Here is a 20751-nt window from a genome sequence, read left to right as displayed (position 1 = left end):
GCATGGTCAGGTCGCGGATACGCTCCATCGCCATGGATCTGTCGGCAAAGCGCAGCAGGTTGAAATCGGCATAGGGCACCATGACGTATTTCGCCTGCCCCCCGATCCAGCCACCCATGTCAACATACCCGTACGCGCCGCCCGCCCGGCCGGGATTGACCGTCAGGCAGACGCCCGTATCCCCCTCGCGGCAGCACCGGCACCGCCCGCAGGCCACGTTGAAGGGGACCGAGACCAGATCCCCCTTGCGCACCATTTCGACATCGCTGCCGCATTCAATGACTTCGCCGGTAATTTCATGGCCCAGCACCATGCCTTTCGGTGCGGTCGTCCTGCCGCGCACCATGTGCTGGTCCGATCCGCATATGTTGGTCGAAACCACCTTCAGGATGACGCCATGCGTGATACGGCGGCCCGCTGGCGTTTCCATTTTCGGGTCGGCGATATCCTGCACTTCCACATGTTCTGGCCCAAGATAGACCACACCACGATTTGTGCCCATTGTCCTGTTCCCTGTCCGTGAGATGCGAAGCGGCATGTCGCCATTATTTACGGGCGCGCAAATAATCGCATGTCCCGCCGCCATATATGTCCGGGTTCAGGTAACGCCGGTCCTGCCTGCGGGTTTTGTGTTTTTGCAGGTTCCATATTTACGCATTGGGATAACCCGTTGGCTGCAGCATGACGGTCAGTCATGAATAAAGCAGTTTCTGGTGAAGCTTTTTGCAAAAAGCTTCAGGGACCGCCGCCTTTTTTAGAAAAAGGCGGCGCCCGGATACTTTTATCTGTTTTTGCTTACTGCCCCATGCCGGGCGACAGCATGGGCCGGGTCAGGTTGTCATCCGGGTCGGGGCCGTGGCTGTGTGGCGCGGGCACGTCGCCCACGGGCGGCGCGTTGTGCAGGCCGGAATACTGTAGCGGGTCAACCCCGAACAGTTTGTTGGACGCGGGCAGGCTGGCCGCATCCCATCCCCCGCCACACGCACGGATCATGCCGACCTGCGCCTGCAGGTAACGGGTCTGGATTTCGGCCTGCTGTATGCGTGCATCCAGCGTGCTGACCTGTGCGATCAGGACGTCAAGGTAGGTGGCAAGACCGCCCTTGTACAGGTTCATGGTAATGTCCTGTGTCTGGCTGGCGGCGCCGACTGCGGCGCGCAGGCGGCCGTTTTCCCCATCCAGCCGGCTGGTGCGCGACAGCCCGTCCTCCACATCGCGGAAGGCGTTGAGGATGGTGACACGGTAATGGTCGCGGGTTTCACGGTAGGCGGACCAGCTCTGCTGCAGCTGCGCGCGGCGCAGGCCGCCTTCGAACACCGGCATGGTTACGGTCGCGCCATAGGACCACATGGAGTTGGCAAGGTTGGCCAGGTTGAAGCCGTTATCATCAAACCCCCCGTTCATCTGGAAGGATACATGCGGGTAGAACGCGGCGCGCGCGATGCCGATGGCCCGGTTGGCCTGCGCCATCTGGCGTTCGGCCATGGCAATGTCGGGCCTGCGCTGCAGCAGGTCCGACGGCATGGGGGCACGCAGCCCGAAGCGGGTGGTGTTGAGGTGGGCATCCGCCGCGATATGGAAGGATGACGGGGCGACGTTGACCAGCACGGCCACCGCATGTTCCATCACCTCGCGCTGGGCCTGGATGTCCAGCAGGCGGGCCTGCGTGGTGTACAGCTGGTTCTGCGCGCGCGCCACATCCAGCTGTGACGCCGCCTGATCCACCAGCCGTGTCTGGGTCACGCGCAGGGATTCCTGATAATACCGGATCGACTGGCTATAGATCGCCGCCTGCGCATCCAGCCCGCGCAGGGTGAAATAGTCGCTGGCCAGTTCGGCCTGCAAACTCAGCCTTGCCGCGGCATATTGTGCCGCCTGTTCCTGCGCATAATCCTTCTGCAGGCGCACCCGGTTGCGGATGGAAGACCAGAAATCCGGTTCCCACGACGCCATGCCGCCATAGAATTCATCTGAATCCGTAATCGGTCCCTTGTAGCGGAACAGACGCTCGGCCGAGCTTTTGTTGTTGCTGCCGCCAAAGGCCACGCCAAAATGCGGCAGCAGGTCGGCCCGTGCCTCGCTTACGATCGCGCGCGCCTGCAAAAAGCGCTCGCTGGCGGCCTGCAGGTCGCCGTTATGGGCCATGGCGGCGGTTTCCAGATCATCCAGCTGCGGGTCGGCAAAGCTTTCCCACCACTGCGCGGGAATGGTGTCGTCCATGGGATGGGCCACGCCAAACGGGGCCTGCCCCTGCCATGTCGCGGGAATGACGTAACTGGGTGCGTGATAGGCGGGGGCCAGGTCGCACCCCGCCAGCGACAGCAGCGACAGGGTGCACACGCCGCCCATGCCCATGGCGCGGCGGAGGGTACGGGCCATCATTCATCGTCCTTTTCGTCGGTGTCGTTGCTGTATCCGGCCACGGGTTGGGTCACGCGCACGTGTTCGCCTTCCAGCAGGTCGGCGGGCGGGTTGTCGATGATCCGGTCATCGGGCGCGATGCCCGACAGCACCTGTGTCGCCCCGTCGCCCATGCGGCCCACGGTTATGGTGTGGAAATGCGCGTGGTCCCGTGCATCCACCACGGCCACCTGCATGCCGTGTTCCTGAAACACCAGCGCGCCGGTGGGTATGGTCAGGTGGGTAGCCTGTTCGGGGGCGCTCAGGGTGACGGCGGCAAAGGTTCCGGGCCACAGGGCGTGGTCGGTATTGTCGATCACGAACTCGCTCACGCTGGTACGGGTGTCGGGGTCATAGCCGCCCGATACGGTCAGGAACTTCGCCTCGAACCGCCGGTCGGGGAACTGTGGCACCTGCACGCTGGCCTGCAGGCCGGGCTGCAGGATGTAGGACATGTTTTCGGGGATCGATACGAACAGCCGCATCTGGTGCGTATCCGCCACGCTGAACAGTTCACTGGCCGCACCCGACGCATTCAGGTTGCCGCCGCCTTCATGCACGTAGTCGCCCACGTTGATGTCGCGTTCCGTCACCACGCCGTCAAACGGGGCGACAATGACCTTGAAGCGTTCAAGGGCGGCGTAGCGGTCAAGGTTGTGGCGCGCGGCCTCCAGGTCGGCAGCGGCCGATTTCTCGTTCGCGTCCTGAACCGATACCGACTGGCCCGATACCGCCTGTGACCTGCCCATCAGCCGCCAGCGCTGGGCTGTCACCACCGCCAGGTCGTATTTGGCCTGTGATGACTGCAGGTCGGCCTGCGCCTGCGCAAACTGGGCATCAAGGCCGGGGGTGTTGATTTCCGCCAGCACGTCGCCAGCCGCAACGCGGGCGCCGTAATCCTTGTACCACATGCGCACATAGCCCGATGCCTGCGGGTAGATCGGGGCCTGGTACCAGGCCTCGATGGTGCCGGGCAGGTCCAGGCTGACGTGGCGGGCTTCCCGGCGCGGCGCGATGACCATGACATCGGGCACGGAGGCAATGGCGGCCTCCCGCCGCAGGGCGGCTGCATGCTGCACCCGCCCGACCAGCAGGTACCCGCACCACCCCGCGACGACGGCGGCACCGGCCAGCATGATGATTTTTCTGTTGTTCTGGGTGGACATCACTTCATTTCCCCCCGGAAACGGGACGGACGGTTGTGCAAAATTGCGTAAACACAGGGCACGAACAAAAGCGTGGAGACAGTGGCCACCAGCAGCCCGCCAATGACGGCGCGGCCGAGCGGCGCGTTCTGGGAATTGCTCATGGCCATGGGCACCATGCCGATCACCATGGCCAGTGCGGTCATCAGCACCGGGCGGATACGGCCGTAGCCTGCCTCCAGCGCCGCGCGCAGCGCATCGCCATGTTCCTCGATCCGTTCACGCGCAAACGACACCACAAGGATGGAATTGGCGGTCGCCGTGCCCATGCACATGATCGCCCCCGTAAGTGCCGGGACCGACAGGCGGGTGTGCGTCAGGAACAGCGCCCATGCGATGCCCGCCAATGCGCCGGGCAATGCGGTAATGATGATGAACGGGTCCAGCCATGACTGGAAATTGACCACGATCAGCAGGTAGATCAGCAGCACCGACACCACCAGCCCGAACACCAGTTCGACATAGGCATGGCGCATGGTTTCGGTCTGTCCGCGCACCACCACGGCGGCGGTGGACGGCACGTTGCCCCGCGTCTGGTCCAGCACGTGCTGCACGCCGGTTGTCACCTGCCCAAGGTCCGCGCCCTCGGCGGAGACATAGATGTCGACTTCCGGCATGGAATTGAAGTGCGAGACCTGCCCCGGCGTGCCCGTGGCGTTGACATTGCTGATACCGCCCAGCAGCTGCATGTGCCGCCCCTGCGGGTCGCCATCACCCTTGTCCACCGGAATGGTCATGAGGTTGTTGAAATGCGTCAGCTGGTCCTGTGACACATACACATTCAGCGGGAATGTGATGCCCGTGGCCGGGTCCAGCCAGTATTGCGGGTCCACCGTCTGGCTGCCCGACAGGGTCATGAGTTCGTTATTGGCCAGGTCGGCTTCCGTCATGCCGGTGGCCTGACCGAAGGTGCGGTTGCCCTGCACGAACAGGGTCGGCGTTTTCATGGTCTGCTGGATTACGACATCAGCCGCGCCGGGCACTGCGCGCAGGCGGTTCACCAGCAGGCGAGCATAGTCGTAATTGTCGCGCAGGTCCGGCCCCGAAATCTGGATGTCGATGGGCGCGGGGGAGCCGAAGTTCAGGATCTTGGCGGTCAGGTCCGCAGGCTGGAAGGTGAACACCGTGCCGGGAAACCGTGCCGACAGGTCGTGGCGCAGGATGGTGCGGTCATCCCATACCGGCGTTTCCTCATCCTTCAGCGCAATGGTGATGTCACAGTCCTGCGTGCCGATGGTCGGCGTGGGAATGAAGGCCTGGTTATGGGCACCTTCGGGCAGGCCGCAGTTTTCGATCATGCTGTCCACCCTGCCGGGGAACAACTGGTTGATCCGGTCTTCCACCAGCGATGCCTCGCGCCCTGCCACCTCGATCCGGGTGCCCAGCGGCGCGCGCATGTGCATCTGGATCGTGCCCGATTTGGTTTCGGGGAAGAAATCCCGCCCCGCGATCAGGTACAGCCCCAGCGAACAGACCGAGACGCCAAGGAACACACCCACGAACCGCCTGCGCCCCGCAATCGCGCGTTCCAGCACGCCCGCATAGTTTTCGCGGAAGGCGTTGAACCCGCGTTCAAACGCCTGCTGGAAGCGTTCGGGCAGCCGTTTGGGGTATTGCAGGTTATGCACCTGCGGCTCGCAATGGTGGGAATCCCCGTGTCCCGCCACGCTGTGACCGGCCAGCAGGTATTTGGCCATGGTCGGCACCAGCGTGCGCGACAGGATGAAGGACGCGATCATGGCGAAGATGATGGCTTCGGCCATGGGCATGAACAGCCAGCCCGCGACCCCGCTCAGGCCAAACAGCGGCAGCCAGACAATGCAGATGCAGGTGGTGGCGACAAAGGTGGGAATGACAATCTGGTTGGCCGCGTCAATGATCGCGGGTTCCAGCGCCTTGCCCATTTCCAGATGCGCGTCGATGTTCTCGATCATCACCGTGGCGTCATCCACCAGAATGCCCACCGCCAGCGCAAGACCGCCCAGCGTCATGACATTGATGGTCTGCCCCGCCCAGTGCAGGCCGATGATGGCGCACAGGATGGCCAGCGGGATGGATGTCGCGATGATGACCGTAGGCCGCCACGACCCCAGGAACAGAAGCACCACCATGCCGGTCAGGGCGGCGGCCGTCAGCATTTCGCGCACGACGTCGAAAATGGAATCCTTCACGAATATCGAGGCATCGCCCAGTATGCTGACCTTCACATCTGGCGGCAGCAGTTTCTGGATACGTGGCAGCAGCGCCTTGGCCCCCGCCACGACATCCAGCGTCGAGGCATCGCCGCTTTTCATCACGACGATTTCCACCCCCTGCTGGCCCTTCACCAGCACAAGGTTGGTCTGCGGGTGGCCGCCGCGATAGACCTCGGCCACGTCATGGACATAGATCACGGCGTTGCCTACGCGCTTGACCGGGATATCGCCCAGTTCCTTCATGGATCGGGGCGTTGCGTTGGTCTGCACCATCCAGTCCGTGGCCGAGATTTTCTGGTCCCCCGCCGGCAGCACGATATTCTGCCCGCGCAGGGCGTTCTGCACGTCCATGGCCGACAGGTGGTGCGCCTGAAGCTGCTGCTGGTTGAGCGCGACCATGACAAAGCTGTCCATCCCGCCATAGGCCTGCGGCACCACCGCACCCGGCACGGTGACCAGCAGCGGGCGCACGCGGATCATCGCCAGCTTGAACAGGTCGGATGGTGTCTGTTTGTCAGACGTGACCTGTAGCGTGAGTACCGGCACGGATGATGCATCAAGGCTCATCACCATGGGCGACGGGATGTTTTCGGGCAGCTGTTTTATGACCGTCTGCGATATGGCGGTGACTTCCGCTTCCGCCTTGCCGATATCGGTGCCGGGCTGGAAGTATATGTTGACGATACCGCGCCCGTAATACGAACTGCTTTCCATATGTTCGATGCCCTCGACGGTCGAGGTCACCATCAGTTCGTAATTGTAGATGATACGGCCGGCGAATTCCTCTGGCAGCATGCCGCCATAGGTCCAGACAACGGATACGACCGGTATCCTGATATTGGGGAACACGTCTGTCGGCGTGCGCAATACCGACATGATGCCAAAGACCACGATAAGGATCGACAGCACCACAAAGGTATAGGGCCGACGCAGTGCGGTCACTACGATGGCATTCATGGGATGGATAATTCCCTGTAGCACGAAGAACCGCGCAGCACCGTGGGCACGCGCCACAGTATTGGCATGCGGTCTTTACTGTATGGATGGATTGGCCGCGCCCCGCGCGGCGGCGGACAGGCCCCTAGGGTTTACGGGTCATGGTGGTGGACATGGGACGATGCTCCGTCATGATCGGTAACGGGCGGGCCGGCATGGGGTCATGCGGCATCTGCCTGAATCGACAGATACAGGTTTTTTTTACAAAGTATGAACAGATAAGATTTAAAATAATCTTCATTACCGGAAATGTTCGTAATTATTTCCGATAATTTATGAAGTATAATTTATTGATTTTGTAATTTCATAAATAAAAAATTCGGCATCGGGGAACTATCGCCCGATACGGGTGGGTTCCTGCCCTACGGGGATTTTAAAATAAAAATTATCCGGTTCATGCCTGCGTCATGTAACGGCGGGCACAGGAAAGAAAACGTCCTGAAACCCATCAAGAAGTTTTTGGTGAAGCTTCCTGAAAAAAAGCGGGACCCAAAAACTTTTATATCTATTTATCAATGCAGTGTTCCAGATGCCCTCCTGCTGGTTCGTCCGCTTTGTGCAACCCGTCCGGTCCACGCCGCGTTTACCATTTCCCCTTCCAACAGGTGACCCATGCCGCCTGCCCGCCCCCCTGTCGTGGCGATCCCGGTACGTAACGAGGCACAGCGGATCGACCCCTGCCTGCGCGCCCTTGCCGCACAGCACGGGGCCTGCCTGTCCCATGTTGTCCTGCTGCTCAACAACTGCACGGATGACACGTGCGGCGTGGTGCGTGCGCTGGCCCCGTCCCTGCCCTTTGGCGTGGTGGTGGTGCCGCGGACCTATCCCCCGCCCATCGCCCATGCGGGCACGGCCCGGCGGGCGGCCATGCAGGTTGCGGCGGCCCTTGCAGGGCCGGATGGCATCGTGCTGACAACCGATGCCGATGGCCGTGTTGCGCCCGACTGGCTGGTCCATACCCTGGCCGCCCTTGACGCGGGGGCCGAGGTGGTCTGTGGCCGCGCCCTGATCGACCCGGAGGAAGCGCGGCTGATCCCCGCCCACCTGCATGAAGATGACCGCATGGAAACCGCCTATGCCACGCTGCTGGACCGTATCCATGACCTGGTTGATCCCGACCTGCATGATCCGTGGCCGCGCCATACGGAACATTCCGGCGCCAGCATTGCGGTAACGGTGGCCGCCTGGCGGCGCGCGGGTGGCGTTCCCGCCGTGCCGTTAGGCGAGGACCGGGGTTTCGTGCGCGCCCTGCGGCACGTGGATGCCGCCATCCGCCACGCGCCGGATGTCACGGTGTGGGTGTCGGGCCGTACGGCGGGGCGGGCCTGTGGTGGCATGGCGGACACCATGGCGCGGCGCATGGTGCGGCAGGATGAAATGCTGGATGACAGCCTTGAACCGCCACGGGCCAGCCTGCGCCGCGCGCAGGCGCGCGCGACGTTGCGCCGGCTGCGCGCCCTGCTGCCCGCCACCGGCCCGTGGCATGATGCGGTTGCGGATCTGGCCGCCCTGCTGCGCCTGCCCGCAGGCTGCGTGGCCCATATGTCGCGTGCCCGGTTTGGCGGCATGGCATGGGACCGGCTGGCGGCATTGAGTCCGGTATTGCGGCGCGTGCCCATCCGCCGTGCCGACCTGCCCATGCATATGGATGCGGCACGGCGGATCGTGAACAGTCTACTAGTGGCCCGGGCCATGCCCCACGTCTTGCCTGCCGCGGCAGCGGAATCCACGGTGCGCTGAACGGGGCATATCGCGAGATAGAGCGGATAAAGGTTTTCGGGTGCCGGCTTTTTTTTTCCGAAAGGCGGCGTTCTTCAAAGCTGTTTGGAAAAAGCTTCACCAAAAACTTCGATCGGATCAGACGGCTGTTTCAGGGATGGATGGCTCCGCCGCCGGCATTTGCGGCCCGTTGAGCACGTCGATGCGGTACTGCGCGTACCGCCGGGCGCGGGTCACGTGCAGGCCGGCGGCGCGGCAGGTATTTATGAACAGGCGGGCGGCTTCGTTGCCCGTGCATGGCGTATCGGTCGGACCGGTCCAGTTGGCCAGCACGACCGGCGCGCCCGCCTGCCGCACACGCAGGCAGTGCGCGGCAAGGGTGCGGATATCGCGACGGGACAGGAAATACAGCATTTCCGAAATCACGATCAGGTCGCATGACCGCGCGGGCAGCGGCGGGAACGCGCCGGGCAGCTGCCCGCGATGAAACGACACCCCCGGCAGCCCGGCACAGCGGTGGCGCGCGCGGTTCAATGCGGCTTCGGCCACGTCCACCGCCAGCACCCGGTCACATTGCCGCGCCAGACGCGCCGTCATCATGCCAATCGAACACCCCAGTTCCAGCGCCTGACTGAAATGCTGTCCTGACAGGACCGCCAGCGTCCGGCGGTACTTGTCATGTTCATAGGTTCGCGTCGCCACGCCCCATGGGTCGGTGCGCTGTCGGTGCAGGCGTTCGAATACGGTCCGGGACCAGCTTGTGGCGTTCATGGATGGATAAAAACCTCAAAATCCGTCACCAGCGCCGCAAGCAGGCTGTCGGGCAGGTGGAAACCATCGGGATCGTCGGTAATCAGGCCGCCGTACTGGCTTTCATGCATGCTGACCGCCCGCGCCTTGGCGGCGCGGTGGGCGGTAATGTCCAGCCGCATGCCGCGCGGTGGCGGGTGGTCCAGTTCGCTCTCGGGTGGCAGCAGCCAGCCCCATACGGGATAGGCCAGAAGCCGCAGCCCGCACAGGTCCCGCACGGCCACCCCCATTTTCCACGTCGCTTCATGATCGCAATGCGGGTCCGCCCGCCATGGGGCGAAAACCGTGGTGCAGCCATGACTGATGGCCAGGTGCGCCAGCCGTGCCGCGATGTCGGTAAAGACCGGCCCGTCATGCGGGGCGGCGGCGTCGGGCAGGCCAAGGAAGGCAAGCCGGTCGGGCGCAAGGCCCAGGCACGCCACCGCGTCGCGTGCTTCGTGCTGGCGTTTTATCCGCAGGCGCGGGGCGGGCCACTGGCGCGAATGCGGGTGCGACGCCGCGCCATCGGTCATGATGACCACAAGCGGCGGCCGCCCGGCCGCACAGCACGCGGCGATCAGCCCGCCACAGCCCAGGCTTTCATCATCCGCGTGCGGGGCCAGGACCAGCGCGGTGCCGGGCGCAATGGCGGCAAGGGGGGCTATGGGCTGGCTACGCAGGGCCGCATGCAGGCGGGCCGCCTTCATGCACGGATGTCCGGCTGGGGCATGTCGCGCGGCGTGAACCATGCGGCGGCCTCGCACAGCGTCTCATCCGGGGCGGGCTGGCGCAGGTAGGTGGCAAGGTCGCGGATGATCCGTTCCACCACGTTATCGCGCACGAAGGCTGACAGCCCCAGCCCGCGTTGGACCAGTTCGATCACCTCCAGCCCCGCGCGTTCCACCGCAAGCCGGGCCAGGTTGACGGTGGCGGAAATGTCGCCTGCCGCGAACCGGTCGGGACTGCTGGCCAGCAGGGCCGCGCGGCGGGTCCATAACAGGGCGGTTTCCGCCGCGATCAGCGCCATGCCAATCCGCGCCTGCTGTGCCGGGCTGCCCGCGCGGCCGCGGGCCGCAAGCTGGCCGCGCAGCAGGGTGGTCAGCCGTTCGATGCCGCCCAGCGCCACGGCCATGCCGCGCCACGCCCCGGCCGAAAATTCGGGCTGGCGCAGGTAATCCCCCGCCTGCCCCACCAGGGCCGCGGGCAGCACGGTCATGCCGGTCAGGTCACATTGTCCCGTGCCCGCCCCGCGCATGCCGGTCAGCCCGCCATGGGCATCATGGACGGCGCGCCCTGCCCCCATTGCCACCAGCAGCATGCGCGTGACGTCCTGCCCCGTTCGCGCCGTGACAAGGGCGCGGGTGACATGCCGCGCGCCGGATGCAAAGGCCTTGCCCCCATGCAGCATGATGCCGCGCGCCGTCTGGTCCATGCGCAGTGGTGTCGCGCCATCCGTGACCCACAGGCCATACAGCGCGCCGTCATGCACCTCCGCCGCGACGTGGTCCAGCTGTTCGGGCGTGCCGTACAGCGCGACCAGGCGGATGGCGTTGATGTGGCCTTCCACCACGCGGCCAAGGGCAAGGCTGCCCTGTCCCACCAGCCGCAGCATGTGCAAAAGTCCCGCCGCCCCGTGGGTTTCGGTGCCAAAGCCCGATCCCCCCAGCGTCTGTGGCAGGGCGGCGGTCAGGACGCCCAGGTGACGCAGGCGGTCCAGCCCGCCGGTGGGGAATGCGGCCCGTGCGTCGTTGACCGTTGCTTCCTCCTCCAGTTCCGCGCGACAGGTGGCCAGGGCGTCGAAGGGAAAGGTCATGCGGAAATGCCTTTATATTTCAGGAAACTGTCTGGTGATAACCGACTGATGAAAAACAAAAGTTGTTGGGTGCCGCCTTTTTGAAAAAAAGCTTCACCAAAAACGTCCTTCAGTTTTCTGGTGCGGTCCTGGGGCGACTTTTCAAACAGTCTCCTGGCGGAAAGGGAACAGGCCGGGCAGAACCCTCGTGCTGCCCGCCTGCAGTCACAAACAGTGCTGGTGGGCTATTGGTTCCCTGCACGGTGTTACAATCGGGCAGGTCCCCGCCCGTGGCCTGCGTGCCGGTCATGGGCCCGTGCTTTTCATGGTGTGGCGCATGTGCCAGTGTTCTGGCGACAGGGGGCGGGACGCTGTCGTCGTGCCCCAGCCAGACCCAGACGGAAGGCCGTTGCAATGAAGCTGTATTACACGCCGGGCGCGTGCTCGCTTGCCGCGCATATCATCCTGAATGAAACCGGGCTGCCGCACAGCCTCGGACGGGTGGACCTGAAGACCAAACAGACCGCCAGCGGCGACGACTACCTGAAAATCAACCAGCGCGGGGCCGTGCCCGCGCTGGAAATCGAACCGGGCACGGTACTGACGCAGAACGTGGCGGTGCTGACCTATATCGGGCAGCAGTCGGGCAATGTCGCCCTTCACCCCGCCCCTGATACGGTCAAATTCTTCCACCTGCTGGAAGCGATTGGTTTTTGTGAGGACGTACATGGCGCATTCGGCGCGCTGTTCGCCCCCGACCTGCCCGATGTGATGCGCGAACGGCTGCTGGCGAATGTCACGCGCCGCCTGAAGCAGGTCGAGGCGTGGCTGGAGGCCGGTGGCAACGGGCACATGCTGCCCGCGGGTTTCACGCAGGCGGATGCGCTGATGGCCGTGATCCTGAGCTGGGCCGGCCCGCTGGGGATCGATCTTTCGGCCTATCCGCGCGCCTGCGCCCTGCGCGATGCGGTGTTTGCCCGTCCCGCGGCACAGCAGGCCCGGCGTGAGGAAGGACTGGACTGAAGCGTACATACGCATGGCCCGGATACCAGCGGTACCCGGGCCACGTGACCGTAAGACGGATGCCCCGGTCAGCCGGGCTGGATTTCGATCCGGCGTTCGGTCGGTTTGGCCGGTTCGCGGCGCGGCAGGGTCACCTGCAGCACCCCATCCCGGATGCGGGCGCTGATCCTGTCCTCATCCACGCCTTCGGGCAGGCTGAAATGCTCGGAAAACGCGCCGAAGCTGCGGGTGGCGACATGCTGTTTCTGCTCGGCCGTCACGGGGCTTTTCTTCTCGCCCGAGATGCTCAGCACGCCGTTGCTGGCGTTCAGGGTAATGTCTTTTTCCGAACAGCCGGGCACTTCGATATAGATATGGTAGCCGGTTGCGTCCTCGGTAATGTCCGTGGACCCGATCCGGCCGGAACCGAACGTGTCGGGTGCGCGGTAGTCATCGATCAGTCGCCCCACCTGGCGTTGCAGCACCGCGAACGGATCGGCCGTGCGCGCCGTGGCCGTACGGACCGGGGTTGCGACAAATGTCGGTCGTGCAATCATGGTCATTGCTCCTCAATACATACCATTGAGCGGTCTGTTTTGGGTCATTTCCGCCCTGCACCCTGAATGCTGCGGGCAATATCCGGCCCCGACCGTGATACAGATCAAGCATGCCATGCGGTCCATTCCATGCAGGGCTGTCCTTTACTTTATCGCAACGACATCGGGCGGGATTTATGCCATGGCGCGCCAGAACTGGCGCGATGCAGGGCAGTATTGCAGCAATATATTACCTCCGCCGCTTCTGCATGCCGCCAGAAAGGCTATATCCTGACTGGCCCGTTATAACATGCGGCAACCCGTATCGGGTTCAACCAGAATGGAAAACATGCATGTCAGTTGAAAACACGCTTCGTGACGCCATCCAGAAGAAGTCCGTGGTCGGCTTCACCTTCGATGGCAAGAACTACACCGGTTCCCCCCACGCGCTGGGTGAGCGCGATGGCACGCCACATGTCCTGATCTATCGTGGCGAGGACGCCCATGAAAAGCGCGTGCCCCCCACGGGCGAATGGAGCGTGCTGCCGCTGTCCGACATGACCGGCATCCGCCTGCTGTCCGCTGAACCCTTTCACGTCGGCCACCCCGATGCGAAGGTGAAGGCGGAACTGCACAAGGTCAGCGTCAGCGTTGGCTGAACCGGTCAGGTGCCCCGCCCGTTCATGGCGGGGCATCGGATAACAGTTTCTGGCAAGGCCTGTTTCAGGAAGCTTCAGGAGACCGCTGCCTTTTTGAAAAAAGGCAGCGCCCAGAAACTTTTGTCTTTTTGAAACAGTGCTTAATGCGGCACGATCAGGTGCAGCAGGCTGGCCACACCGAAGAACACCGTCGTGCTGACCGACCATATGGCGATGAACCATGCGATCCGCACGCCCACGCGGCGGGGCGCCCTGTCCCCGTTTCCCGCGACAATATCAGTGATAGCCATCGCTCTCGGTCACCTTTCCGCGAAATACGCGATACGAATGGATGGTGTAGGTCAGGATGATGGGAATCATGATTGCCGTGCCGACCAACTGGAAAAACTGGCTGGAGGGCGGTGATGACACGTCCCACAATGTCAGCCCCGGCGGCACGGCATAGGGCCAGATCGTAATCCCCAGTCCCGACAGGCACAGCCCGAACCAGCCCAGCGCGCAGGCAAACGGCACGCGCGTCTGCCCACGGCGCAGTGAGCGCGCCAGCACAATCCCCAGCATGACCACCAGCACCGGCACCGGGGCCACAAGCGCGATGTTGGGCCAGTCGGTCCAGCGCCGCAGGTAGGGCGCATGCAGCAGCGGCGTCCATGCGCTGACCGCGACAATGCCCATGAACAGCCCGATGGCCAGCCACCCCGCCCACCGGCGGCACGCCGCTTCCAGCCTGCCCGTTGTGCGCCATACCAGCCACGTCGCCCCCAGCAGGGCATAGCCGCACATGACCGCCACCCCGCACAGGATGCTGAACGGCGTCAGCCAGTCCAGCGGGCCGCCGGCAAACGCGCCGTCAACAACCCGGACCCCCTGCACCACGCCGCCCAGGATCACCCCCTGGCAGAATGCGGCAATGGCGGAACCGGCCATGAACCCGCCCTCCCACAGCCGTTCACGCGGGGTATCGCGGGTCAGGATACGGAATTCAAACGCCACGCCGCGAAAGATCAGCGCCAGCAGCATCACCACGATCGGCATGTAGAACGCCGGCAGCAACGTGGCATAGGCCCCGGGGAACACGCCGTACAGCACCGCGCCCCCTAGTACCATCCACGTCTCGTTCCCGTCCCATACGGGGGCGATGGTGTTGATCATCACATCGCGGCACCCCCGGTCGCGTTCCAGCGCGAACAGCATGCCGATGCCAAGGTCGAACCCGTCAAGGATGACGTATATCGAAATCGCGGCCACAAGGATCACCGCCCATATGACCGGCAGCCAGTAGGAAACGTCCATCATGTCTCAGGCTCCTTCGCCATGGGTGGGGTCAACGACCGCCGGGTGGCTGCGCGCGGCCAGTATGTCGGGGGCATGGTCGGGGCTGGTGCCGTGTTCACCCGTATGCGGCGTGTGGCCCAGCAGGCGCACCAGCATCCCGATCCCGGACCCGAACACCAGCACGTACACCACCACGAACGCCGTCATGGACACCGCCATGGACGACAGGGCATTGGGCGCCACGCTGTCGGATGTGCGCAGCAGGCCATAGACCGTCCAGGGCTGGCGGCCGACCTCCGTCGTGATCCAGCCGCACAGCAGCGCCAGGAAACCCGCAGGCGCCATGCACAGGGCGACGCGGTGGAAAAGCGGCGTATCATACAGCCTGCCCCGGTGCCGCAGCCACAGCGACCACATGCCCACTGCCACCATCAGCATGCCAAGGGCGACCATGATGCGGAAAGTGAAGAAAATGACATAGGACGGCGGCCGCTGGTCACGGGGGAAGTCCTTCATTCCCGGTACCCTGCCGTTTACGCTGTGGGTCAGGATCAGCGACCCGGCCAGCGGCAGCCTGACGGCATAATCCGTATGTTCGGTCTTCATGTTGGGAATGCCGAACAGCAGTTCGGGCGCGTGGTCTTCCGATACCCAGTCTCCTTCCATCGCCGCAATCTTGGCGGGCTGGTATTTCAGCGTGTTCAGCCCGTGCGCGTCGCCCGCCATGATCTGGATGGGGGCGACGATGGCGGCCATCCACATCGCCATGGAAAACATGACCCGCACGGGTTCACTGGCCACCTGCCCCCGCCTGCGGGCCTTGAGCATATGCCATGCCCCCGTGGCCCCCACGATGAACGCCACCGACAGGAAGGCCGCCAGCCCCATATGCACCAGCCGGAAGGGAAAGGACGGATTGAAGATGATCGCCAGCCAGTCAGCAGGCATGAACCGCCCCGTGGCGGGGTCGATGGTGTAGCCGCGCGGGGTCTGCATCCATGAATTGGATGACAGGATCCATGTCATGGAAATCAGGGTGCCGACAGAGACACAGCACGTCGCGGCGAAATGCAGGCCGCGCCCGACCCGGTTCATGCCGAACAGCATGACGCCAAGAAAGCCTGCCTCCAGGAAAAACGCGGTCATGACCTCATAGGACAGCAGCACGCCGGTAATCGGCCCGGCCTTGCGTGAAAAGACCGACCAGTTGGTGCCGAATTCGTACGACATGACCAGTCCCGACACCACGCCCATGCCAAATACGATCGAAAACACCTTGATCCAGTATCGGTACAGATCAAGGAAGACCGGCCTTCCCGTTCGCAGCCACAGCCCTTCCAGCACGGCAAGGTACGCTGCCAGACCGATTGAAAACGCCGGGAAGATGATATGCACGCCTACGGTAAAGGCGAACTGGAAGCGCGCCAGCAATAGCGCGGGATCATGGACGGTGTGCATCGATAACTTTCCCAAACCTGAAAACAGGGATACGCCCGTGCAAGGGCAGGCCCGGGTCGGGCCTGTCGGTCACACGGAATGTCGCGGTATGAACCACAACGCGTCGGGCACAGTGCTAGATCAGTAAAAAGTTGCGCGTCCAAGACCTTCTGCGCATGTCATGATAACCATGGCTTATCAAACAGTGGACTGTCAGAAGGCACATGTATGGAACAGGCCTGCCACCATTGATATCGGGCCGGATTTTGCCATGTATGTTACAGGGGTATTCCCGATGCGCATGGTAGCTGCAGCATGGGAACGCGACTGCCATGCCCCCTGTTGCGGGTGACGGGGGGCACGGGATTACGCTATGTCTGGTTCACGACAGTCGGGCCACGCGCCCCGCCTCTGGTCCATTTATAAGGATATGAACATGGTCAACCCACTGGAAACCACCCCGCAGACCGAGGCCCGCATCACCGCGAAGGCAAAGGAACTGTGGGAAGCCGATGGCAGGCCGGGCTGCGGGCCGGATGCCTACAGGGAAAATGCGTCGGAACTGATCGGGATGGAAAGCAACCCCGATGCGGGACAGATCCCCGTGGACTCCCCCGTGCCGCTGGACGCGAACGGCCAGCCGGTCGAGGAGGCGTTCCTGGAAGAAAACCTCGGCAATTCCGGCGGCAGCATGGATGAGCTGGATGACAGGCAGGAAGTCCCCTTTGCCACGCGGCAGGAAGAAGCGGACGCGCTGAAAAATCAGTAACCCCCAAAACCGGCAGGCGGGCGGCCCTTCATGCGGGTTGCCCGTCTGCTGTCCTGCTGGTGCCGTCTTTTTTTTGAAGCTTTTCTATAATCTGCACGATGCCCCGGTGCAGTCCCTGCCCTGCCCATTTTGCGGTTTCCTGACGGGACCATGAGCCAGCGGGCGTTGCGTGTCAGGGTATGGCTTGTCATTCAGGTCATGCTTTTTTTATCATGATAGAATGAATTCATGATTTTACCGGATATATTTTATATATGTTAAATAATACGGAGTCCGCACCTGATAATGGTGTGGAAAGTAGCAGGCTGATTTTTGGTATTGACCCCATATCGGCCACCCTTGATGAGCTTTTCAAGGGACGGGTGAAAAAACTGCAGGGAAAACTGAACCTGCCCGTCTATCAGCGCCCCTATTGCTGGGGGGAAAAGCAGGTCAGGCAACTGGTGGGGGATCTGGAGGCCTATTTCAGGCTGGCCCCGCCCGTTGCCTTCTATCTTGGCAGTATTGTCCTGCACCAGCATGAAAATGATCAGGGCGAAGTGGTGCTGGATATCATTGATGGCCAGCAGCGCCTGACCACCATGGCGATCCTGTGCCAGGCGTGGGGTCTGCAACCCATACTGGACCTGACCTATCGCGCACCGGCCAGCCATGAACGGATCCGGCGCAATTTTGGCATTGTGCAAGCGATAAAGCAGGCCAGTCGCCCGAAACTTGATCTGCGCAGTATCAACGTCACCCTGATCGTGACCCGGTCGGAAGATGACGCATGGCGTTTTTTCCAGACGATAAACACCGGCGGGCGGCGGCTGTCGGGGACGGATATCATCAAGGCCTATCACCTGCGCGCCATTGCGTCGGGGCAGCGGGATGATTACGCGCGGTTATGGGAAAAGACGGGCACGTCGCTGGATGATGTGGTCAGGCTGCTGATTGCCGGGCGGTTCTGGACCCATCTGCATGTCCGAAAGTTCTACTGGTCGGAACTGCGCAATGAAATCATTGCCGAATTCGGGGATGATACGCAGCCATCGGAACAGGACCCGGCGTACCGGCTGAGCGTATGGCAGAACCAGCCCTTCGGGTTGTGGCAACAGCTTATGCCGGAATGTGGCTATGCCATGCGCCAGCCCCTGAACAGCGGGGTCAATACCATTAATTACCTGCTGTATTTCTGCACACTGCATAATGACCTGTTTCCGCGCGAAAACCCCGATGGCGGCGCCATGGTGAAAAATGGCCATGAACAGCTTGAGGCGACGATCATGGATGCCGCGGAAAGCCGGTATCTGCGTGCGCTGTACGAAACTGCAATCCTGCTTTACGCCAGCCGGTTCGGGCAAAGCAACCTGGCGGAAGCGCGGCTGTGGCTGCTGCGCTTTGTCTTCAGCCTGCGCCTGACGAAGCTGCGTGTATTTGAACAGGGCGTGCAGAAGTTCTGTCTGGATCACCAGCTTCTGGACTATATCGCGTGCAGCTTCAACCATGCGCAGCTTATGCAATACCTGCGTGCCTATACCTATGACATTGATCCGGACGGGTTGGACGGGGGTGGCATCCGGGCGCGGTATGTCCGCAGCGTGTATGGCGTGATGGACCAGTCATGTACTAAGAAAGACCAGTTAAAAAACGAGTTTGATACTGACCTGATAGAGCATTTTGGGAAATTGACAGCTTCCGGACGGGCCGCCTGACATGGAAATGGTAAAGACCGAAGTACTGACGGCGCGGAGACTGTGGATATGCAAGGCGCGTCTGGCCATACCCAGCTATCAGCGTCCGTATGTCTGGCAGCCCGAAGATGTGGAAAAATTCCTGCAGGACATAGAAAATGCCATGAAGGCGGCCCGGCCGCATTATTTCATCGGCACGCTGATTACAACAAATACGGCTGCAACGGATGCCGAACCACCCTGTTACGAACTGATTGACGGGCAGCAGCGCCTGACAACGCTGATGCTGATTTTCCTGGCGTTTGTCCGCGTAATTGAGTCAAAAGAATTTGTCCGCGTGCTTGAGTCACAAAAACCAGACAAGGGGTTGACGCTGCTGCATGGCGCATTGAAGAAATTTCTTTACGATCCAACAATGCATGATGAACCCCGCCTGCATTTCGCCATTCGTGAACAGGTACGCGACCTGTTTCGTGCCTGGCTGGCCGGGGAGGTCGAAGCCGGTTCAGGGGATGCGTACGTAAAGGACCTGTCGGGTGGCCTGAAGACCGCGAAGGACTTTCTGGCTGGCAAAAAAGGTCCTGAACTGTGCGAATTCGGAAACTATCTGTTCAGCAAGGTAAGCTGGGTCAATAACATCGTGCCACAGGGCACCGATTTCAATCGCCTGTTTACTGCGCTGAATACCAGCGGCGTGCAGTTGGAAGCATCCGATATCATCAAGGCCCGCCTGCTGGAACTGATTCCGGCCCGCCGTCGGATGGATTATGACGCCATCTGGCAGGCCTGTGAAAACATGAACGGCTTTTTTGAACGCAACCTGCGCGCTGTGTTCCCCCACGCCAAGTGGGAAAACTGTTCTTATGACGAGCTGAAAACATTTGATCATAAAAAATTCTATCTTGAGGGATGCAGCCCCGACCAGACAGCCGCCATGACCCTGTCGGACATCGTGGCGCGGGGAGGCTTATCGGGCACGCAGGACCGGGAGCCTGAAAAGGACGATGGCGAAGATGAGAATGCCCTGACGCATGCCACCTCCATCCTGACCTTTCCCCAACTGCTGCTGCATACGCTGCGTATTTACCGCCATCAGCAGGGGCAGAAACCGGATAAAGATAAGGATGAGGATAATGGTGATATTCCCAGCATCACCCCGGATCGTCTGAATGAATGTTTCGCTGGTTTTCTGAAGGAATGTACTACGACCTCGGCGGAGATGGGCGCTGAAAAGGCACGCCAGTTTATCGAATGCCTGTGGACCGTGCGCCACCAGTTTGACCAGTGGGTCATGAAACGGGTTACGGACCCGCAATCGGGCCAGTCCATCATGTTCCGTGCGCAGATCAGGGATACAAAAACCGGTAAAAAACGCCTGTCCCGCACCACCCCCACGGCAGATGGCTGGGCTGGCGCGCTGGAGCAGTTGCAGACCGTGCGGTATTTTACGGGTGACCACAGCGCGCAGTACTGGCTGACGCCGTTTCTGGGCCGACTGGCAAAGGGCCAGTGGAAAGATGATCGGTGGGTGGCAGACTGGTTCCCGACAGATACGCATGTGCTGGGCCTGCTGGAAAGGCTGGATAACCGGCTGTCATGCGTTGCGTCCGACAAGCAGGAAAATGGCATCCATACCCAGAAGGCTGCCAGTTTCGACCTGCTATCCGCTGACCTGTCCGGTTCCGGCACGCCCATTTATGAAGCGGCGGAGAACGTCATTGCTGCACTGATGCAGAATAAATATCCCGATATCACGCATTACTGGTTCCAGAAGCTGGAATATATATTGTGGAAAAAGGCGCGCGACGGAATGGTTCCCAACCTGTCGGACAGGGATATGAAAGACAGGTTCAGACGCTACCGGATCGTGTCCAGGAATTCGGTTGAACACGTCTATCCGCAGACGCCGCGCAATCTGCCTCGCCTGAATCCGAAGCTCCTGCATTGTTTCGGTAATCTTGCCCTGCTGAATCCGGGTGAGAACAGTGCGTACGGCAACCAGAATTTTACCGACAAGAGAAACGAGTTTTTTGAAAAAGGCAGAAAAACGGGCAGATATGATTCACTGAAACTGGCCTGGCTATTTGCTATTACAAAAAATATGGAAATCGATAATAGCGTCGGCATCAACGAACGAATGGAAGCCATGATACAGGAACACCACGAACAGATGCGGGTGTTTTTTATTGAATATTACGAAGCAGAGCGCCCATGACCGGTCTGCCCGCATGGCATTTATGAAGGCTGTCTGAAAACAGAAGTTCTGGGGTGTCGCCTTTGTGAAAAAAAGCTTCACCAACAACT

At 61.7% G+C, this 20751-nt stretch carries 17 protein-coding genes; 6 read left to right on the top strand and 11 right to left on the bottom strand.

The window, feature by feature from the left end; all coding sequences use genetic code 11:
• From F1542_RS03705 to F1542_RS03690, 4 genes are all read right to left on the bottom strand, one after another.
• The coding region (locus tag F1542_RS03705) for an alcohol dehydrogenase catalytic domain-containing protein (protein ID WP_193731872.1) at window positions 1–502 on the bottom strand (502 nt) is incomplete at its 3' end.
• Window positions 503–795: 293 nt separating this feature from the next.
• Window positions 796–2382, bottom strand: a complete 1587-nt coding sequence (locus F1542_RS03700; protein WP_193731871.1) for an efflux transporter outer membrane subunit — start codon at window positions 2380–2382, stop codon at window positions 796–798.
• A complete protein-coding gene (locus F1542_RS03695) occupies window positions 2379–3566 on the bottom strand; it encodes an efflux RND transporter periplasmic adaptor subunit (protein ID WP_193731870.1) in 1188 nt (395 codons plus the stop codon). The genes F1542_RS03700 and F1542_RS03695 overlap by 4 nt, the downstream gene beginning before the upstream one ends.
• Entirely contained in the window at window positions 3566–6757 is a 3192-nt protein-coding gene (locus F1542_RS03690) for an efflux RND transporter permease subunit (RefSeq protein WP_193731869.1), read from the bottom strand. The genes F1542_RS03695 and F1542_RS03690 overlap by 1 nt, the downstream gene beginning before the upstream one ends.
• A gap of 651 nt (window positions 6758–7408) precedes the next feature.
• On the opposite strand from F1542_RS03690, the gene F1542_RS03685 reads away from it, so the two are divergent.
• Complete coding sequence (locus F1542_RS03685; RefSeq protein ID WP_193731868.1) at window positions 7409–8536, top strand: glycosyltransferase family 2 protein; 1128 nt, start codon at window positions 7409–7411, stop codon at window positions 8534–8536.
• 117 nt (window positions 8537–8653) lie between these two features.
• On the opposite strand, the gene F1542_RS03680 is transcribed toward F1542_RS03685, so the two are convergent.
• From F1542_RS03680 to F1542_RS03670, 3 genes are read right to left on the bottom strand one after another with little or no spacing between them, the layout of a single operon-like run.
• A complete protein-coding gene (locus tag F1542_RS03680; RefSeq protein WP_193731867.1) occupies window positions 8654–9286 on the bottom strand; it encodes a class I SAM-dependent methyltransferase in 633 nt (210 codons plus the stop codon).
• Window positions 9283–10011, bottom strand: coding sequence for a PIG-L deacetylase family protein (locus F1542_RS03675; RefSeq protein ID WP_193731866.1), 729 nt, complete (start codon window positions 10009–10011; stop codon window positions 9283–9285). The genes F1542_RS03680 and F1542_RS03675 overlap by 4 nt, the downstream gene beginning before the upstream one ends.
• A complete protein-coding gene (locus tag F1542_RS03670; RefSeq protein ID WP_193731865.1) occupies window positions 10008–11117 on the bottom strand; it encodes an acyl-CoA dehydrogenase family protein in 1110 nt (369 codons plus the stop codon). Before F1542_RS03670 ends, F1542_RS03675 begins: the two co-directional genes overlap by 4 nt.
• 393 nt (window positions 11118–11510) lie before the next feature.
• Here F1542_RS03670 and F1542_RS03665 point away from each other — a divergent pair, with 393 nt between their 5' ends.
• Entirely contained in the window at window positions 11511–12119 is a 609-nt protein-coding gene (locus tag F1542_RS03665) for a glutathione binding-like protein (protein ID WP_193731864.1), read from the top strand.
• Window positions 12120–12187: 68 nt separating this feature from the next.
• Here the strand turns inward: F1542_RS03665 and F1542_RS03660 are convergent, their stop codons facing one another.
• The gene (locus F1542_RS03660; protein ID WP_227672454.1) at window positions 12188–12655 is read right to left on the bottom strand and encodes an Hsp20/alpha crystallin family protein; all 468 of its coding nucleotides are present in this window, start codon (window positions 12653–12655) and stop codon (window positions 12188–12190) included.
• 332 nt (window positions 12656–12987) lie between these two features.
• Between F1542_RS03660 and F1542_RS03655 the strand changes: the two genes are divergently transcribed.
• Entirely contained in the window at window positions 12988–13293 is a 306-nt protein-coding gene (locus F1542_RS03655; RefSeq protein ID WP_193731862.1) for a hypothetical protein, read from the top strand.
• A 140-nt stretch (window positions 13294–13433) separates the two neighbouring features.
• On the opposite strand, the gene F1542_RS03650 is transcribed toward F1542_RS03655, so the two are convergent.
• The 3 genes from F1542_RS03650 to F1542_RS03640 are packed head-to-tail and all read right to left on the bottom strand — an operon-like array spanning window position 13434 to window position 16026.
• Window positions 13434–13583: a DUF2474 domain-containing protein gene (locus F1542_RS03650; protein WP_193731861.1), complete on the bottom strand. Its 150-nt coding sequence runs from the start codon at window positions 13581–13583 to the stop codon at window positions 13434–13436.
• Window positions 13570–14589: a cytochrome d ubiquinol oxidase subunit II gene (gene cydB / locus F1542_RS03645; protein WP_193731860.1), complete on the bottom strand. Its 1020-nt coding sequence runs from the start codon at window positions 14587–14589 to the stop codon at window positions 13570–13572. Before cydB ends, F1542_RS03650 begins: the two co-directional genes overlap by 14 nt.
• A gap of 3 nt (window positions 14590–14592) precedes the next feature.
• Window positions 14593–16026, bottom strand: a complete 1434-nt coding sequence (locus F1542_RS03640; RefSeq protein ID WP_193731859.1) for a cytochrome ubiquinol oxidase subunit I — start codon at window positions 16024–16026, stop codon at window positions 14593–14595.
• Between the two features lie 415 nt (window positions 16027–16441).
• Here F1542_RS03640 and F1542_RS03635 point away from each other — a divergent pair, with 415 nt between their 5' ends.
• From F1542_RS03635 to F1542_RS03625, 3 genes are all read left to right on the top strand, one after another.
• The gene (locus F1542_RS03635) at window positions 16442–16774 is read left to right on the top strand and encodes a DUF2934 domain-containing protein (RefSeq protein WP_193731858.1); all 333 of its coding nucleotides are present in this window, start codon (window positions 16442–16444) and stop codon (window positions 16772–16774) included.
• Between the two features lie 254 nt (window positions 16775–17028).
• Window positions 17029–18468 carry a DUF262 domain-containing protein gene (locus tag F1542_RS03630; RefSeq protein WP_193731857.1) on the top strand — a complete coding sequence of 480 codons (1440 nt, stop codon included), beginning with the start codon at window positions 17029–17031 and terminating at the stop codon, window positions 18466–18468.
• Between the two features lies 1 nt (window position 18469).
• Window positions 18470–20662: a DUF262 domain-containing protein gene (locus tag F1542_RS03625; protein WP_193731856.1), complete on the top strand. Its 2193-nt coding sequence runs from the start codon at window positions 18470–18472 to the stop codon at window positions 20660–20662.
• Window positions 20663–20751 lie beyond the last annotated feature (89 nt).

The sequence above is a fragment of the Komagataeibacter sp. FXV3 genome, from assembly GCF_015155755.1.
Lineage (GTDB): Bacteria > Pseudomonadota > Alphaproteobacteria > Acetobacterales > Acetobacteraceae > Komagataeibacter.
Note: the sequence above shows the minus strand (reverse complement) of the source record. Positions and strands in the feature narration are given on the sequence as shown.

Coding starts and splice junctions, on each gene's coding strand:
- F1542_RS03700 (WP_193731871.1), bottom strand. CDS start 2,382: ATGATGGCCCGTACCCTCCGCCGCGCCATGGGCATGGGCGGCGTGTGC.
- F1542_RS03695 (WP_193731870.1), bottom strand. CDS start 3,566: ATGTCCACCCAGAACAACAGAAAAATCATCATGCTGGCCGGTGCCGCC.
- F1542_RS03690 (WP_193731869.1), bottom strand. CDS start 6,757: ATGAATGCCATCGTAGTGACCGCACTGCGTCGGCCCTATACCTTTGTG.
- F1542_RS03685 (WP_193731868.1), top strand. CDS start 7,409: ATGCCGCCTGCCCGCCCCCCTGTCGTGGCGATCCCGGTACGTAACGAG.
- F1542_RS03680 (WP_193731867.1), bottom strand. CDS start 9,286: ATGAACGCCACAAGCTGGTCCCGGACCGTATTCGAACGCCTGCACCGA.
- F1542_RS03675 (WP_193731866.1), bottom strand. CDS start 10,011: ATGAAGGCGGCCCGCCTGCATGCGGCCCTGCGTAGCCAGCCCATAGCC.
- F1542_RS03670 (WP_193731865.1), bottom strand. CDS start 11,117: ATGACCTTTCCCTTCGACGCCCTGGCCACCTGTCGCGCGGAACTGGAG.
- F1542_RS03665 (WP_193731864.1), top strand. CDS start 11,511: ATGAAGCTGTATTACACGCCGGGCGCGTGCTCGCTTGCCGCGCATATC.
- F1542_RS03660 (WP_227672454.1), bottom strand. CDS start 12,655: ATGATTGCACGACCGACATTTGTCGCAACCCCGGTCCGTACGGCCACG.
- F1542_RS03655 (WP_193731862.1), top strand. CDS start 12,988: ATGTCAGTTGAAAACACGCTTCGTGACGCCATCCAGAAGAAGTCCGTG.
- F1542_RS03650 (WP_193731861.1), bottom strand. CDS start 13,583: ATGGCTATCACTGATATTGTCGCGGGAAACGGGGACAGGGCGCCCCGC.
- cydB (WP_193731860.1), bottom strand. CDS start 14,589: ATGATGGACGTTTCCTACTGGCTGCCGGTCATATGGGCGGTGATCCTT.
- F1542_RS03640 (WP_193731859.1), bottom strand. CDS start 16,026: ATGCACACCGTCCATGATCCCGCGCTATTGCTGGCGCGCTTCCAGTTC.
- F1542_RS03635 (WP_193731858.1), top strand. CDS start 16,442: ATGGTCAACCCACTGGAAACCACCCCGCAGACCGAGGCCCGCATCACC.
- F1542_RS03630 (WP_193731857.1), top strand. CDS start 17,029: ATGTTAAATAATACGGAGTCCGCACCTGATAATGGTGTGGAAAGTAGC.
- F1542_RS03625 (WP_193731856.1), top strand. CDS start 18,470: ATGGAAATGGTAAAGACCGAAGTACTGACGGCGCGGAGACTGTGGATA.